Genomic DNA, 15,369 nt, shown 5'->3' with positions numbered 1-15,369 from the left:
TCTGTTTTCATGGTGCGGATCAAGAGGGCGTATGAGGCGGCATCCGCTTCTGATGGATGCCGGGTGCTGGTTGATCGACTCTGGCCGCGCGGTGTCTCCAAGGAGAGCGCCGACCTCGATGAGTGGCTGAAAGAGATCGCGCCGTCACCCAAGCTCCGCACCTGGTGGAAGCACGACCCGAAGCGCATGGACGAGTTCACCGTGCGCTACCGCGCCGAACTCGACGGCACTACCGAGACCCAGGCGGCCGTCGTGCAGCTTCGCGCGCTCGCCGCGGCCGGCGTGACCACTTTGGTCTATGGAGCAAAGGACCCACGGGTGAACCATGCGCGGGTGCTCGCCGAATACCTGCAGGAGAAGTAGCCGCAGAACGTCACGTACCACGTGAAGGAATACTGCGCCCCCTTTCAGCCTTGGGAATAAAGGCGCCTGCACGCGGCCGTGGACTCTCAAGGGGCTTCGCTGCGCGGGACAGGGGCGCCAGTGTGACTCACGAATGACAATAGGAAGTGTCGAACCAGTGACTTCAGTAGTTCCCGTCAGTACCCACGGCAGCAGATTTCCCAAATGGGTGCGCTCGTTCAGCGTTCAGATCATCGCCGCGCTCATCATCGGTCTCGGCCTCGGGCTGATGGCCAAATACACCGGCAGTACCGAAGCGAACCCCAACGGTCTCGGTGCGACCCTGAAAATTATCGGGTCAAGCTACGTCTCGCTGCTGCAAGCTGCCGTCGTACCGCTCATCTTCACGGCCGTGGTCAGCTCCATCGCGAACCTGCGCGCAGTGTCCAACGCGGCGAAGCTGGCCTGGAACACTCTGCTGTGGTTTGCCATCACCGCGTTGATTGCCGTTCTGATCGGCATCGGACTGGGCGTGCTGGTGCGGCCGGGAGCCGGAACGGGCATTACCGAAAATGCCAAATACACCGGCAAGACCGGGGACTGGTGGGCATTTTTGACCGGGCTCTTCCCGAAGAACTTCCTCGGACTCGGCGCCAATACCTCTGTCGTCGATGGCATCGCAAGTACCACCGTCAGCTTCAACGTGCTGCAGATTCTCGTCATCGCCATCGCGGTAGGCATTGCCGCGTTGAAGGTGGGCAAAGCTGCCGAGCCATTCCTGAACCTCAACGCGTCAGCTCTGGCGGTCATTCAAAAGGTGCTGTGGTGGATTATTCGCATCGCGCCGCTCGGCACGATCGGCCTGATCGGTAATGCCGTCGCGGTCTACGGGTGGGACACGATGGGTTCGCTGGGCAAGTTCGCAGCCACCATCTACGTTGGCCTGATCCTGGTACTGTTCGTGGTCTACCCGGTACTGATCAAGTCGCACGGTCTCTCCGTCAAGCAGTACTACTCCGGCGTCTGGCCGGCTGTTCAGCTGGGCTTCGTGTCGCGCTCATCCATTGGCACCCTTCCGCTGACGCAGCGCGTCACGGAACGCAGCATGGGCGTACCGCGCGGATATGCATCCTTCGCTGTTCCGCTCGGGGCGACGACCAAGATGGATGGTTGCGCGGCTATCTACCCCGCCGTCGCCGCCATCTTTGTGGCACAGTTCTTCGGAATTCAGCTGGACCTCACCCAGTACCTGCTCATCGTTCTCGTATCCGTACTGGGTTCGGCAGCCACGGCCGGCACCACGGGCGCCGTCGTCATGCTGACGCTGACCCTGTCAACGCTGGGTCTGCCGCTGGCCGGGGTCGGCCTTCTGCTGGCTATTGATCCGCTCATCGACATGGGCCGCACCGCCGTGAACGTGGCCGGTCAGGCGCTCGTGCCCACGATCGTGGCCAAGCGCCAGGGAATCCTCGACGAGACGCTGTACAACGCGCCGCGAACCTCGCAGCCCTTTACGGACGACGTAGCGGAGCCCGCGCCGTCTGAACTGTCCGAGACGCGCGTCTAACCGTACCGAGTACAACGCAGTCAGGCGCGGCCCGGCATCCGCTTCACACAATGGCTGACGGATGCCCGGTTCACGCCGTCAGGACGGCGAGACCACCGTGTTGCACCGCCAACAGGTGGCCGGCAACTCGCCGGAGACGTAGGCGCCGCACTCCGGGCACACCTGTTCGAGCCAGCAGGCCGGGTCGCCGCCTACTGGTTCTTCATTTTTGGTCATCGGTGACCTCCTCATGTCAGTATGACCCCCTGCTGGCAGGAAAAACCCGAAGCCCCCCGCTGGAGGAGGAGGAGGCTTCGGGTCGATGGAGGGAGCGTCAGCTCGGGTTGGGGGCACCGGGACGCGCGTAATAGAACCAGGCAAGCCCGGTGCAGAGCACGCAGAAGGCGGAGCAGCCGATGAAGAAGGTGGTCGGGCTCATGCCGGTGAGGGCCATACCCACGATGAACGGTCCGAAGGCGGCGATCGCCGCTGTCCAGCCGATCGCTCCGCCGGCCTGCCGCTTGGGAAAGATCATCGGCATCTGTTTGAACGTTCCGGCATTGGCCAGCCCGGAGAAGAAGAAGATGATGATCATGCCGGTGAGAAAGCCGTCGAACTCGTCGACGCTCGTCGGGGTGAGAAAGAATACCGTGACGGTGGTGCCGACGGCCATGCCTGCGCCGCCGATGAAGGTGAAGATGGCGCCGCCGAACCGGTCGCAGAGCGGGCCAGAGGCCGCGCGCACGAGGGCGCCGACGACGGGGCCGATGAAGGCAAAAGCGAGCGGGTTGGGAGCATCCGGAAAATCGCCGTACACGTTGAGAATGATCAGGCCCATCTGCGCGGCCAGGCCGCTGAATGCGCCGAAGCTCATGAGGTAGATGGCGGTCATGATCCAGGTGTGTTTGACCGTGAAGATGTCGAGCTGCTGTCTGAAGTTGGCCTTGATCGGCACACGCTTGAGACAGAGGAGGGCGAGGACGATCGCGAGGATCACCCAGGGGATGAGCACGAGCCCGCCGTTGTGCAGCCAGACCAGTTCACCGTTCGAGTCGCTCTCCGGGGTGAGGGCGGCAGTGCCGAGCAGGCCGAAACCGACCACCCACGGAGTGAGCAGCTGAATGAGACCGATGCCGAAGTTGCCGAGCCCCGCCTGCAGGCCGAGGGCCGTTCCGGCCAGGCGCTTGGGAAAGAAATAGCTCGTCGACGCCATGAACCCCGAGAAGCTGCCGCCGCCGATACCCGCGGCGAACGAGAGTGCCAGCAGCACCCAGTAGGGGGTGGATGCGTCGCGGGCGACGAGGGTCCAGCCGATCATCGGCAGCAGCAGCAGGGCGCTCGACAGGGCGACGAGTACGCGGGTGCCGAGAATCGGCGGTAAAAACATGAAGATGAGTCGCAACAGGCCGGCGGCGAGGCCTGGCAGCGCGACCAGCCAGTACAGCTGGCTGGTACCGAGGTCGAAGCCGATGTCGTTGAGCCGTGGGGCGATAGCGCTGACCAGGTACCAGGCCGCGAAGCCCAGGGTCATGCTGAAAGTCGTGATCCACAGGGTGCGCCAGGCAAGGCGCGAATCCCACGTTTCGTCGTGTTCCGGATCCCAATTGGAGAGGTCCGGCTTCAGCGTGGACGTAACGCGTGGTGGTAAGACGGTTGACATGGGATTCCTCGGCTGGTTGTCGGGCATACGGCCCGCTGCGTAACCAGCCTGTTCGTTTGCCGATCGGCGTGCACCGCGCAAACACCGTGATAAATGAATTCGGCCCAGAGCGGATGCCGGTACCGGACCGCTCGGGCTGCGTCGCGGTAGTGTAGAACGGTGAAAACTCAGCTCAAGCTTGGTGCCGAACTCGGGGCCGTCGTGATCACCGTGTCTGATCGCTCGTCGCGCGGGGAGCGCGAAGACCGGTCGGGACCGGCCACCGTCGATGCGCTTGCGGAGGTCGGCATTCCGTGCGGGCCACCGCGGGTGGTGCCCGACGGCATCGAGAGTGTGGCGGGAGCGATCTTGGCAGCGCTCGGCGATGGCGCTCGCCTCGTCGTGACGACCGGTGGCACCGGCGTGTCGGCGCGCGACCTCACACCCGAGGGCACGACGACCGTGATCCACACTATTCTGCCGGGAATCTCCGAGCGGATGCGCGCGCTGAGCGCCGCGACGATCCCCACCGCGGTGCTGTCCCGCGGTATCGCCGGCATCGCCGATTCGGTCGGCAACAACGGTGCGTTGGTCGTGAACCTGCCCGGTTCCACCGGCGCGGTGCGCGACGGTGTGGCCATTCTTGCGCCGCTCGTGCGGCACATCATCGACCAGCTCGACGGGGGGGACCACTGATGGCTGCTGGCTTCGCCCTGGTCACTGAGTCGCTGCTCGACGTGGGTGAACACCTGTCGGCGGTGTCCGATGCGACCCACGGGGCAGTGGTGACGTTTATCGGGCAGGTGCGCGATCATGATCCGGATGCTTCCGGCCGCGTCACGGGCCTCGACTACAGTGCGCATCCCGACGCGGGGCGCATCATCGGTGAGATCGCTGACCGGGTGCGGGGGAAGCATCCGCTGGTGGTACTGGCGGTCAGCCATCGCATCGGACACCTCGAGGTCGGTGACCTCGCCCTCGTGGCGGTCGTGGCGAGCGCGCACCGCGGCGACGCCTTCGCGGCCTGTGAGAGTCTCGTCGAGGCCGTGAAGGCAGAGGTGCCGATCTGGAAGAAGCAGTACGAGGTTGACGGAACGCATTCCTGGGTCGGTTTATAGCTTCGACCGGTCAGGAACTACGAGGGCCGAAGCGACGGGGTACATCTTGGAAGTCGCGTGCGGAAAACCGGGTGGTCAGCCGCCGGCGAAGGGTGGGAGCACGTCGACCGCGTCGGTGGGTGCGAGCGTGACCGCGTCATCACCGGCGCGGGCGCCGTTCACCAGCAGGGAACACAGCTCGAGTACGCGCATGAACTCGGTGCCGTAGCGCTCAGCGAGCTCGGCGCGCAACTCGCCGATCGTGCCCGCGTCGAGCGTGGCCGTGTCGGTCTGGGCGGCCTCGGCTGCGCCGGCAAAGAATCGCAGGGTCGCCATCAGAGCTTCTCGGGTGCCCAGTCGCGGGCGAGTTCGCTCGCGGCGGCGCAGGCAGCTTCAATATCGGTGCCCGTTCCACCGTTCTTCGCGGCGGCGAGGCCGATCAGAAAGGTGCTCAGGGGAGCGGCCGGCCGGGCTACGTTGTGGGCAATGTCGCGGGCTGCGTCGAGCAGGTCGCCGACCGGCACGTCGGCTGGGTCGAGCTGCAGCCGATCGGCGAGGGCCGTGAGCCACTCGTCGAGCGCTTCGGGAGGCAACGGTGTAGAGCTCATTCGGGGTCACTCCTTTGGTCGGGCTGAATTGTCGGAGCACCGGTCAAGCGAGCGGTGCTGCTCTCAACATCTTCCCACGTGTCCACGTCAGCGCCGGCTTCGGATTCGTCCAGCAGCCCCGTGAGGTTGAGTCCCGCGAGCAGCTCACGCATGCTGGCACCATTCACGTGAGTGCCCAGTCGGTCCACGGCGGCGCGCAGGGCGGGTGCCCGGTAAATCCCGGCAAGCCATTGGGCGTGGCCGGTGTCGTCGGTGAGATGCACGCCCTCGGTCTGTTCACCGATGGTCTCGGCAGCGGATGCTGCCGCGACGAGCAGGCGGGCGGCATCCGCTCCCCAGGGCAGATCGCAGGCGAGTACGAGCACCCAATCGGCGGGTGCATCGGCGTTCGCCGCAAGCGCTGTGAGGCCAGCCGCGATGCCGGCCACCGGGCCGCCGAACGGAGGATCCTCCAGGGCCCAGACCAGGGCGTCGTCCGGTAGGTCGCCGGCGGCGGGCCGGGCTGCGGGCGGGCCGACGACGACGGCGTTCCGGGCGACCGGGCGGGCGTCGAGAACCCGGGAGAGCAGGGTACGCCCGGCCACTTCGACCGCGGGCTTGAGTGCGCCGCCGAGTCGGCGGCCGCGGCCGCCGGCGAGCACGAGTAAATCGACAGTGGCGCCTGCAGGTGCACTCATGTCGCCTGCCCAGCGGAGGGGAGCGCCCGATTTCGGTGCGCGCTCCGGTAACCGGTATAGCGGCTACCGAAACGGTGCGCGCCCGTGATGATGGCGGGGCATCCGTTTGGAGCGAAGGATGTGCCGGAATCGCGCCGGGTCAAGCGCGCAGCCAGTCGCCGCTCTTGCCGCCGCTCTTGGCGAGGAGGCGCACGTTTTCGATCGTGACGGATTTATCGAGGCCCTTGACCATATCGACGACCGCGAGGGCAGCGACCGTGACGGCGGTGAACGCTTCCATTTCGACGCCGGTGCGGTCGGCGGTGCGTACGGTGGCGGTGATGCTGACGCCGTCATCGTCAACGACGAGGTCGACGACGGCGCCGTGTACGCCGATCACATGGGCCAGGGGGAGCAGGTCGGCGGTTTTCTTGGCGCCCTGGATTCCGGCGATACGGGCCACGGCGAGCACGTCGCCCTTGGGCGCGGTGCCGTCACGGAGGGCGGCGATCACTGTCGCGCCGCAGCGCACGAAACCGGCAGCGGTGGCGCTGCGCACGGTCGGAACCTTGTTGGTTACGTCGACCATACGAGCCTGTCCGGCCGAGTCGAGGTGGGTGAACAGCTGTGCGGCCATGGTCGCTCCGGTCGTGTCGGTGGTGTGCGTCATGATGTCAGCATGACAGTGATGAGGTCGCCGCCGCGAATGTGAGTCGTGTCTTCGAGAACGATGGCGAGCCCGTTGGCCTGCGCGAGGCCGGCGACGAGGTGCGAACCCGACCCGCCGCGAGAAGCTGGGCGTGCCTCGATGTTGTCTGCGCTGCCGTCTGTGCTGTCGGCGTCAATGGTGCGGCGCGTGAGGATGACGGGCATGTACTGGGCACGTCCGGGCGGGGAACGCCAGCCATCGACGACCGTAGCGGTGACGGTGCGCCGATGCAGGGTCTCCTGGCCGAGCAGACGCCGCAGCGCGGGTCGCACGAATACCTCGAAGGACACGTAGGCGCTGACCGGGTTGCCGGGCAGGGCGAAGATCAGCGGTCCGGGCACACTGTCGGTGGCGGGCCAGCGTCCGAACCCCTGCGGCTTACCGGGTTGCATCTTGACCGGTCCGAAGTCGACCGTGCCGAGCGGCTTCAGCACCGCTTTGACCACGTCGTACGCTCCAACGCTCACCCCGCCGGAGAGCACGATCACGTCGACCTGGCCGGCCAGCTCGGTCAACACCGCCCGCAGCACATCGTCGTCGTCGGGTACGGCGCCGATCCGTACGGGAATCCCACCGGCCTCGGCGACGGCCGCCGACAGCAGAAAGGAGTTGGAATCGGGAATCTGGCCGCGACGCGTCGGGCTGCCGGGAGTGACGAGTTCGCTGCCGGTGGAGATGACGGCCACCCGAGGAGCGGGGTGCACGAGAACAGAGCTGGTTCCGGCGCTCGCCGCTGCGGCGACCCGGGTAGGCCAGAGCACGCTGCCCGCGTGCAGCACCCGGTCGCCGGCGTGGGCGTCTTCGCCGGCCCGGCGTATATGCGCCGCGGGCTTGGGCGCCTGAAGGATGGTGACCTGCTCGGTGCCCTGGTCGGTGTCTTCGATCGGCACGACGGCATCGGCACCGTCGGGAATGGGCGCGCCCGTCATGATCCGCGCGACCTGCCCGGGGACCAGGCGCGGGTTCTGGTCCGTGCCGGCGGCGAGGTCGGCCACGACGGGCAGGGTGATCGGGTTCTGAGCGGATGCTTCGAGCAGATCAGCGAGGATAACGGCGTAGCCGTCCATCGCGGAGTTGTCGAAGGGAGGCGTGTCGGTCACCGTGAGTACGTCTTCGGCCAATACGAGACCACGAGCCTCGTCGAGCGCGACCCGCACCGGCGGCAGGGGATCGACACTGCCGAGCACGATCGCGAGGTGAGCGGCAACGCTGCGTGCGGATGCGGCGGGTGCGCAGGCATCCGCCCGCTCGGTGTGCGTGTGCCCGTGTGTGCGTTCCGTGTCGGTCACCGGCTAGACCAGACTGTCTGACTGGTCGGTGGTGCCGTCGTCGCCCGCCGAGGCGTGCTGCCTGGTGGGGACGGGCTCTGGTGACTCCCAGCGGCTGCCGATACCCGAGGCGCCCCCGGCGGTGACGAGGTCATCCCAGGCGAGGATCCCGCCGGTGAGCACCGAAACATCGGTGAATCCCGCCTCGCGCAGCGCGTTCGCGGCGCGGGCGGCCCGGCCGCCGGCGTGGCAATGCAAAATCAGTGGCGTGTCTTGAGGCAGCGCGGCGCGGCCACTGTCTGAGAGCGCCCCATCGGTAAGAAGCTCACCGATGGGCAAAAGCCGGGCCGTTGGAATCGAGCTTTCGGCGAATTCATTCGGCTCGCGCACGTCCACGACGAGAAAATTGTCGGTGCCGGCGCTCTGCGCGGCGAGGCGGTTGACAAGCTCCACGCTCGAGACCTCGGGGGTGCTCTTCAGGGCCGCTTGGGCGAGCTCAGCTGAACGCTCGGCGGCAATCTCGGCGGCGGTCGGCTCCGCGGCAATGCCGGTTCCGAGCAGGGGAATCTCGTTGAACCGACCCGATAGCGCGTCGATCACGAGCACCCGACCGATCAGGGGCGAGCCGATCCCGGTGATGAGCTTGATGGTTTCGGTCGCCATGAGCGACCCGACCTGGCCGCACAGCGCGCCAAGCACACCGGCGTCGGCGCAGTTGGGCACCTCGCCCTCGGCCGGTGGCGTCGGGAACAAGTCGCGCAGGTGCACTCCGGTGATGCCGCTGCCGGCCGGCGGAGTGGCCCAGAACACCGAGAGCTGGGCGTCGAACCGCAAAACGGATGCCCACACCAGCGGCAGCCCCAGCCGCGCGCAGGTGTCGTTGACGAGGAACCGGGTGGGAAAGTTGTCGGTGCCGTCGATGACGATGTCGTAGCCGCCGATGATCTCGGCCGCGTTGCTCGCCACGAGACGCTCGGAGTGCCGGACGACCGTGGTTTCCGGAGCGATCTCGGCGACGCGCTCGGCGGCGCTGTCTACCTTGGGATGGCCGACATCCGCTTGCCCGTGAACGATCTGGCGCTGCAGGTTGCTCGGTTCCACGTCGTCATCGTCGACGATACCGATGGTGCCCACGCCGGCCGCTGCGAGGTAGAGCAGGGCGGGGGAGCCGAGTCCACCGGCGCCGAGCACGAGCACCCGGGCGTTGGCGAGGCGGCGCTGACCGAGTTCATTGAGCTGGGGGAGGCGGCGCTGGCGGGCGGTACGCACGGTTTCGGAGGCGGTGAGCCGATCAACGGGCTCGACAAGGGGTGGAATAGCCATGACTTAACGCTAGGCGCTGCGCGGCCCCGCGGCCACCAGCTCGGGGAAGAGCGTTGCCGAACCGCCCTGCGCAGAGGCATAACTCCTGCAATCTGTCGTCGTCGCCGTCACTCTGCCCCTATCTGAGCGGTTCGTACCGGTCGGGCTGAGCAATTTGCAGGAGTTATGCGCATGGCGCAGGACAGCCCGCCGTGGTTTCCGGGTTAGCTGGGCGTGGTTCCTAGGCCAGCTGGCCGTGGTTTCCGGGACCAGCTAGGCGTGGTTTCCGGGACCGCCGGATGGGTTGAAACCGCACATGCGGTGCTATCGTGCCATTTATGACGCAATATCGGATCAGTGAGGCCGCCGAGCTGCTCGGCGTCAGCGACGACACCGTACGACGCTGGGTCGACGGTGGCCGTCTCGCAGCGGATGCCGACGCCACCGGTCGCCTCGCGGTCGACGGAACCGCGCTCGCGGCCTTCGCGGTCGACCAGGCGAGCACCCCGACCGACCCGTCGAGCGTCGGGCGCAGTGCCCGCAATCGATTCGTCGGCATCGTCACCGCCATCACCCTGGACACGGTCATGGCCCAGGTCGAACTGCAGTGCGGCCCGCACCGCGTAGTTTCGCTCATGTCGAGTGAGGCCGTGCGCGAACTCGGCCTCGAGGTCGGCTCGCTCAGCGTCGCCGTGATCAAGGCCACCAACGTGATCGTCGAAACTCCGGGACGGATGCCGTGAGCCGCGTCCCGCCGGCACTGGCCGTTCTGGCCGTGCTCGCCCTGGCCCTCACCGGCTGTGCACCCTCGAACGCCTCGAATGCCTTGGACACCGATGCGCCGACCGCTCTGGGGCTGGCGCCCCAGACCCTCAGCGTCTACGCCGCCGCGTCCCTGACCGGCGCCTTCGACGAGCTCGCCACCCTGCTCGAACACGAGAATCCGGCCGTCGACGTGCAGGTCACCTACGACGGGTCCTCCACCCTCGCCACCCAGATCGCGGCCGGCGCCCCCGCCGACGTGTTCGCCAGTGCCGACCAGAAGAACATGCAGCCGCTGGGCGACGACGCACTGGTCGGTCCGGCCACCCTGTTCGCCGGCAACACGCTTCGTATCGCGGTCGCCCCCGGCAACCCGCTCAAGATCGAGACCCTGAAGGATCTCGCCCGACCCGGCGTGATCACCGTGCTGTGCGCGGCGCAGGTGCCGTGCGGCGCGGCATCCGCCAGCCTGCTCGCCAACGCGGGCGTCAGCCTCACACCCGCCAGCGAGGAACAGAATGTGACGGCCGTCGTCACCAAGATCGCCGTGGGTGAAGCGGATGCCGGCCTCGTCTACGCGACGGACGTCGCCGCCAATCCCGACCGCATCCAGGGCGTGACGCCGGCTGGAGCGGATGCGGTCGTCGGGCACTATCCGATCGCGGTCGTAGCCGACAGCGCGCACGCCGAGGCCGCCCAGGCCTTCGTCGACCTGGTCCTCTCCCCAGCGGGTCAGGCCGTGCTCGCCGCCCACGGCTTTCTTGCCCCGTGAGGGTTCTGGTTCGTCTGGGCCCACCTTGTGACCGTGGGCCCAGGTTAGAACCTGGGCCTGCGTTCCGGGCCCGGGCCCGGAACGACACCCGGAACGACACCCGGAACGACACCCGGAACGACACCCGGAACGGAGCTGCGAACGAATCCGCGAACGAAGTCGGGAACAGAGTCGGGAACGGACTCGGTAACGGAGCCCGGAACGGAGCCGCGAACGCGAACGGATCCGCGAACGAATCCAAGAGGTGTCGCGCGTGATCCCGCGCCTGCTCTATGTACCCGCGAGCATCGGCCTGGCCCTGCTCGTGCTGCCGCTCGCCGGTCTCTTGCTCAAGGTCGACTGGGCCGCCCTGCCCGCCCTGCTGCTCTCACCCGAGGCCCTGCAGCCGCTGGGATTGTCGCTGGTGACAGCATCCGTTTCGACGCTGCTCTGCCTGCTTCTCGGCGTGCCGCTCGCCGTCGTCATCGCGCGGTCGCAGCCGCGTGCAGCCGGTCTGCTGCGGGCGCTCGTCACCGTGCCGCTCGTGCTGCCGCCGCTCGTCGGCGGCATCGCGCTGCTCTCCCTGCTCGGCCGCGGCGGCGTACTCGGCAACACCCTCGAACTTGCCGGATTGCGCCTTCCCTTCACGACCGCGGCGGTCGTCATCGCACAAACCTTCGTGGCCCTGCCGTTCCTGGTGATCGCGGTCGAGGGCGCCCTGCGCACAGCCGGCATCCGCTACGAGCGTGTCGCCGCGACCCTCGGCGCCGGTCGCGGCACGGTCTTCGCGCGCATCACGCTGCCGCTCGTCGCCCCCGGACTTCTCGCCGGCACCGTTTTGAGCTTCGCCCGCGCGCTCGGCGAATTCGGTGCGACCGCCCTATTCGCCGGCAACCAGGCGGGAGTCACCCGCACCATGCCCCTTGCCATCTACACCGCCTTCAACGGTTCGGGCGTGACGACCGACCAGGCTGTCGCCTTGTCACTGCTGTTGATCGCGGTCGCTGTGATCATCCTCGTGCTGGTCGGAACCCGCCGGGCGAGCGTACTCTCGTGACCGCCACCCTCGGCCAGGACGCCGCCACCACGCTTCTCGCTGCGAACCTACAACTCACCCGAGGCGGGTTCACCCTCGACGTGCAACTCACGCTCGCGCCCGGCGAGGTGCTGGCCCTCCTGGGCCCGAACGGCTCGGGCAAGTCGACCGTGCTCGACCTGCTCGCCGGACTGGCCACCCCCGATACCGGAACCATCACCCTCGATGGCGCGACCCTCACCGCGCCCGGTCGGCTCGTGGCACCCGAGAATCGCGCTATCGGCCTGCTCGGACAAGAGCCCCTGCTCTTTCCGCACCTGAGTGCCCGCGCCAACGTGGCCTTCGCGCTCCGGGTCGGCGAAGCGCGACTGAACGCGGCCTCGGCCCGGGTGCAGGCTGACCGCTGGCTCGACCGGGTCGGCCTGGCCGGCCTCGGCAACAGCTTGCCGGGCGCCCTCTCCGGCGGGCAGCAGCAGCGCGTCGCCCTCGCCCGAGCCCTCGCGGCCGGCCCGCGTGTTCTCCTGCTCGACGAGCCGATGGCCGCCCTCGACGCGGAAACAGCACCGTTCATCCGTCAACTCATCCGCGAGCAGCTTGCCGAAACCGGCACCAGCGCCATCATCGTCACCCACGATATCGTCGACGCCGTCGTGCTCGCCCACCGCGTCGCCGTGCTGCACCACGGCGCGCTCATCGACGAAGGCACGACTGCAGCGGTGCTCGCTGCCCCGCAGAACCCCTTCGTTGCGGCGCTCGCCGGCGTCAATCTCGTGGTGGGCACCGCGCAGAACGGCGCGGTCGTCGCCCCAGACGGCCGCATGTTCTGGGTGCGCCCAGCGGATGCCGCGGCCCTGTCGCCCGCGACCCCCGCCTCCGCAGCCCCCGCCTCCGCAGCCCCCGCCTCCGCAGCCCCCGCCGCAGCAGCCCCCGCCTCCGCAGCCCCCGCAGCAGAAGCCCCCGCGTCCGCCGCGGCCGTCTTTCGCCCGGCATCCGTCGTCGTGCTCACGGAACGGCCCCATCACGCGAGCTCCCGCAACGTCTGGTCGGCCCGGGTGAGAGGCATTGAGCCGGGCACGGGCGGAGTGCGCCTGCGCACGAGCGGCGACCCGGAGGTCATCGCGGAGCTGACCCCCGCCGCGGTTGCCGACCTCGGCCTGCAGGTGGGCTCGACGGTTTGGCTTTCGGTCAAGGCCACCGATGTGAGTGCCTACCGTCGCTGACGTTTACGTTCCGGGTACCAGGGACGGGGTCAGCGTTGAGAAAAAAGGTATTTCACGATGGTGTGCCGGAGAGCGTCACCTGTGACGTGGCACCATCCAAGTAGCCGGGGGAGCCTCACCGTTTTCGGGTAGGAACCGTCTCTTACCCCGCCGCCCACGTGAAATCACTGCTGTCTCGCACGCATAAAACAGGAAGGAGTTTGACCGACTCCACGGCGTCTCCGTTCAGCACGCCGAGGAGCAACTTCACGGCGACCCGGCCGATGTCGTGCATCGGCGATCGCACCGACGACAGCGCGATGGGCAGTTGCGCGGCCAGCGACGTGTCATTGAATCCGACAATTGCCAGATCGCGGCCCACGTGCAATCCGTGAGAATTTGCCGCGCCCATGGCGCCGATGGCCGCGAAGTCGTTGACCGCGAAGATCGCACTGGGGCGACGATGTGTGCCTCGCAGAATGCTATCCGCCGCAGTGTGCCCGCCCGTTGTGTCGAAGCGCGACCACACGATGGCGCTCTCGGGGATTGTTCCGCCGAGCGCGCGAAACCGGGAGACGAAACCGTGCGTGCGATCGACCCCAGTGCTGGCGTAGGGTTCACCAGCGATGATGGAAACATCGCGGTGGCCCTGGTCCCAGAGGTGCTGCGCCACCAGAGCTCCGCCAAGGACGTCATCGCAGGTGGCTGATGCAAAGCCGGCAATGGCGCGGTTCATGAGCACGAACGGCACCTTGCGTTCGGTGAGATCGTCGAGAATATTGCCGTCAAGGTGCGCGTCACCGATGATGAGGCCATCTACCCGCCGAGACAGCATGATTTCCATCTTGCGCCGCTGTATCAATGTATCGTCACGAGAGTTCATGACGAATGTGGAATAGTTCGCGTCGTCGGCTGCCTCGTCGATCCCTTCGTACATAACCGCAAGCACGAGGTCGGAAAGACGCGGAACGATAACTCCGAGAAGATGCGTGCGCCGCGTGCGCAGGCTCGTGGCCTGGGGGTCGGGGGAGTAGCCCACTTTCTTGGCGAGGTCACGCACACGTTGGGCCGTCACCGGCGCGGCCGCGCCGCGTGCCGTGTCAGCTTTCCCGTGCAGGATCCGTGACACGGTCGACGGGTGCAGGCCGAGTTCGGCGGCCAGATCTTTTAGGGTGACGGACCCCGGTCCGATGCCTGTCATGTCGCTGTCTCCAGTTTCCGTGATCCGAGAGAGCCGGATACGAAGCTTGACTTGCCTGTCGATCTCATTCTATAGTTTGACAACCTCACTACCCAAACGATTGGGTAGTGAGCGTTACGTACCCGCAATGACGCGTGCAGTCGGCCGAAACATTGGGTATCTACTCTTTCATCAAGAAACCCAATCGTTTGGGTACCGACCCTCGGAGAAAATAATGACAGATCGTGCTGGCACCCACGTGGTGTTGCTGGCGACCGGGGGAACAATCTCGTCGCGCGCCCACTCTGCGGAAGGCGGTGCCGCGGTTGCCGCCGACGCCGGTGCCCAAATTCTCGGCGGTCTGGCCACAGCCCCGGCCTACCCCGTGCGGGTCGTCGACGTCGCCTGTGAGGGGTCCTACCTGCTCACTCTCGTCGACATGATCGCGATCTGCGCGCAGATCAAGATTGCCCTCGCCGACCCATCGGTGCGGGGGGTCGTCGTCACGCACGGCACTGACACGATGGAAGAGACCGCCTACCTGGCCGACCTCACCCACGACCACGTGAGCCCGGTGGTCTTTACCGGGGCGCAAAAATCCGCCGACGCCGCCGACCCCGACGGCCCCGGCAACCTCGCCGATGCGATCGCGGTCGCTGGATCACCTGCGGCAGCAGACCTCGGCGTGTTGATCGTTTTCGCCGGCGAGATATTCCCCGCCCACGGCGTGCGCAAAGCACAGACCTTCGCGCTTCATGCCTTCACCAACCCCGACTTTGGCTCGGCCGGTTTTTTGACCGCCACCGGTGACGTCGTCATCACCCGCCATAACCAGCGGATGCCCCCGCTCCCGCTCCCGCCCATCCCTCCTCGCCAGGCCAGGCGCGTCGACGTGGTGTCTGCCTATCCGGGGGCTGACGGAATCTTGCTGCAGGCATCCGTGGCTGCCGGGGCCAGCGGAATCGTGTTGCAAGCGACGGGAAGCGGCAACGGTAACCCCGCCCTGTGCGCAGCCGTCACCGCGGCCGCCGCGGCCGGCACCGTCGTGGTGACGAGCACCCGGGTGGGTGCCGGCCCGGTCCTCCCGATCTACGGTGCCGGCGGAGGACGAGACCTCGTCGCGGCCGGTGCCATCCCCACTGGCCTGCTGCGGCCCTCACAATCGCTGATTCTGCTCAGCCTTCTGCTGCAGCTCGATCGCAATCATGACGAGATCGCCGACGCGTTTGCCCTGTACGGGGCAGCCATCGTCGAGTCCACCCAAATTTGTTAGT

General features: G+C 67.1%; 18 protein-coding genes. 9 read left to right on the top strand and 9 right to left on the bottom strand.

The window, feature by feature from the left end:
* The first annotated feature begins 9 nt into the window (after nucleotides 1-9).
* Both E3T27_RS06520 and E3T27_RS06515 read left to right on the top strand, forming a co-directional pair.
* Nucleotides 10-363 carry a DUF488 domain-containing protein gene (locus E3T27_RS06520; protein WP_134572005.1) on the top strand — a complete coding sequence of 118 codons (354 nt, stop codon included), beginning with the start codon at nucleotides 10-12 and terminating at the stop codon, nucleotides 361-363.
* A gap of 133 nt (nucleotides 364-496) precedes the next feature.
* Nucleotides 497-1,909, top strand: a complete 1,413-nt coding sequence (locus tag E3T27_RS06515; RefSeq protein WP_134572004.1) for a dicarboxylate/amino acid:cation symporter — start codon at nucleotides 497-499, stop codon at nucleotides 1,907-1,909.
* Between the two features lie 78 nt (nucleotides 1,910-1,987).
* On the opposite strand, the gene E3T27_RS16515 is transcribed toward E3T27_RS06515, so the two are convergent.
* Together E3T27_RS16515 and E3T27_RS06510 are read right to left on the bottom strand one after the other, a co-directional pair.
* Nucleotides 1,988-2,125, bottom strand: a complete 138-nt coding sequence (locus E3T27_RS16515; protein WP_166786126.1) for a hypothetical protein — start codon at nucleotides 2,123-2,125, stop codon at nucleotides 1,988-1,990.
* A gap of 97 nt (nucleotides 2,126-2,222) precedes the next feature.
* On the bottom strand, nucleotides 2,223-3,548 hold the full coding sequence (locus E3T27_RS06510; RefSeq protein ID WP_134572003.1) for an MFS transporter: 1,326 nt from the start codon (nucleotides 3,546-3,548) through the stop codon (nucleotides 2,223-2,225).
* 159 nt (nucleotides 3,549-3,707) lie between these two features.
* On the opposite strand from E3T27_RS06510, the gene E3T27_RS06505 reads away from it, so the two are divergent.
* A complete protein-coding gene (locus tag E3T27_RS06505) occupies nucleotides 3,708-4,223 on the top strand; it encodes a MogA/MoaB family molybdenum cofactor biosynthesis protein (RefSeq protein WP_104196015.1) in 516 nt (171 codons plus the stop codon).
* Nucleotides 4,223-4,645, top strand: coding sequence for a molybdenum cofactor biosynthesis protein MoaE (locus tag E3T27_RS06500; RefSeq protein WP_134545565.1), 423 nt, complete (start codon nucleotides 4,223-4,225; stop codon nucleotides 4,643-4,645). The genes E3T27_RS06505 and E3T27_RS06500 overlap by 1 nt, the downstream gene beginning before the upstream one ends.
* Before the next feature lie 75 nt (nucleotides 4,646-4,720).
* Here E3T27_RS06500 and E3T27_RS06495 read toward each other — a convergent pair whose 3' ends face one another.
* The 6 genes from E3T27_RS06495 to E3T27_RS06470 all read right to left on the bottom strand — a co-directional run bounded on the left by E3T27_RS06495 (nucleotide 4,721) and on the right by E3T27_RS06470 (nucleotide 9,188).
* Entirely contained in the window at nucleotides 4,721-4,960 is a 240-nt protein-coding gene (locus tag E3T27_RS06495) for a MoaD/ThiS family protein (protein ID WP_134545566.1), read from the bottom strand.
* Nucleotides 4,960-5,232, bottom strand: a complete 273-nt coding sequence (locus E3T27_RS06490) for a DUF6457 domain-containing protein (RefSeq protein ID WP_104196012.1) — start codon at nucleotides 5,230-5,232, stop codon at nucleotides 4,960-4,962. The genes E3T27_RS06495 and E3T27_RS06490 overlap by 1 nt, the downstream gene beginning before the upstream one ends.
* Nucleotides 5,229-5,909, bottom strand: coding sequence for a molybdenum cofactor guanylyltransferase (mobA, locus tag E3T27_RS06485; protein ID WP_134572002.1), 681 nt, complete (start codon nucleotides 5,907-5,909; stop codon nucleotides 5,229-5,231). The genes E3T27_RS06490 and mobA overlap by 4 nt, the downstream gene beginning before the upstream one ends.
* Before the next feature lie 139 nt (nucleotides 5,910-6,048).
* Entirely contained in the window at nucleotides 6,049-6,558 is a 510-nt protein-coding gene (gene moaC / locus E3T27_RS06480; protein WP_233200547.1) for a cyclic pyranopterin monophosphate synthase MoaC, read from the bottom strand.
* Nucleotides 6,555-7,886: a molybdopterin molybdotransferase MoeA gene (locus tag E3T27_RS06475; protein ID WP_134572001.1), complete on the bottom strand. Its 1,332-nt coding sequence runs from the start codon at nucleotides 7,884-7,886 to the stop codon at nucleotides 6,555-6,557. Before E3T27_RS06475 ends, moaC begins: the two co-directional genes overlap by 4 nt.
* 3 nt (nucleotides 7,887-7,889) lie before the next feature.
* Nucleotides 7,890-9,188 carry a ThiF family adenylyltransferase gene (locus E3T27_RS06470; RefSeq protein WP_134572000.1) on the bottom strand — a complete coding sequence of 433 codons (1,299 nt, stop codon included), beginning with the start codon at nucleotides 9,186-9,188 and terminating at the stop codon, nucleotides 7,890-7,892.
* Nucleotides 9,189-9,505: 317 nt separating this feature from the next.
* Between E3T27_RS06470 and E3T27_RS06465 the strand changes: the two genes are divergently transcribed.
* The 4 genes from E3T27_RS06465 to E3T27_RS06450 all read left to right on the top strand — a co-directional run bounded on the left by E3T27_RS06465 (nucleotide 9,506) and on the right by E3T27_RS06450 (nucleotide 12,936).
* Entirely contained in the window at nucleotides 9,506-9,910 is a 405-nt protein-coding gene (locus E3T27_RS06465) for a TOBE domain-containing protein (protein WP_104196008.1), read from the top strand.
* The gene (modA, locus tag E3T27_RS06460) at nucleotides 9,907-10,701 is read left to right on the top strand and encodes a molybdate ABC transporter substrate-binding protein (protein WP_166786125.1); all 795 of its coding nucleotides are present in this window, start codon (nucleotides 9,907-9,909) and stop codon (nucleotides 10,699-10,701) included. The genes E3T27_RS06465 and modA overlap by 4 nt, the downstream gene beginning before the upstream one ends.
* A 253-nt stretch (nucleotides 10,702-10,954) precedes the next feature.
* On the top strand, nucleotides 10,955-11,737 hold the full coding sequence (locus E3T27_RS06455; protein WP_241992154.1) for an ABC transporter permease: 783 nt from the start codon (nucleotides 10,955-10,957) through the stop codon (nucleotides 11,735-11,737).
* Entirely contained in the window at nucleotides 11,734-12,936 is a 1,203-nt protein-coding gene (locus E3T27_RS06450) for a sulfate/molybdate ABC transporter ATP-binding protein (protein ID WP_134571998.1), read from the top strand. The genes E3T27_RS06455 and E3T27_RS06450 overlap by 4 nt, the downstream gene beginning before the upstream one ends.
* Before the next feature lie 142 nt (nucleotides 12,937-13,078).
* On the opposite strand, the gene E3T27_RS06445 is transcribed toward E3T27_RS06450, so the two are convergent.
* A complete protein-coding gene (locus E3T27_RS06445) occupies nucleotides 13,079-14,116 on the bottom strand; it encodes a LacI family DNA-binding transcriptional regulator (RefSeq protein WP_104196003.1) in 1,038 nt (345 codons plus the stop codon).
* A gap of 214 nt (nucleotides 14,117-14,330) precedes the next feature.
* Here E3T27_RS06445 and E3T27_RS06440 point away from each other — a divergent pair, with 214 nt between their 5' ends.
* Nucleotides 14,331-15,368, top strand: a complete 1,038-nt coding sequence (locus E3T27_RS06440; RefSeq protein ID WP_166786124.1) for an asparaginase — start codon at nucleotides 14,331-14,333, stop codon at nucleotides 15,366-15,368.
* Nucleotide 15,369 lies beyond the last annotated feature (1 nt).

It is taken from the genome of Cryobacterium lyxosi (assembly GCF_004403345.1).
Lineage (GTDB): Bacteria > Actinomycetota > Actinomycetes > Actinomycetales > Microbacteriaceae > Cryobacterium > Cryobacterium lyxosi.
This window is presented reverse-complemented; position numbering and strand designations above follow the sequence as displayed.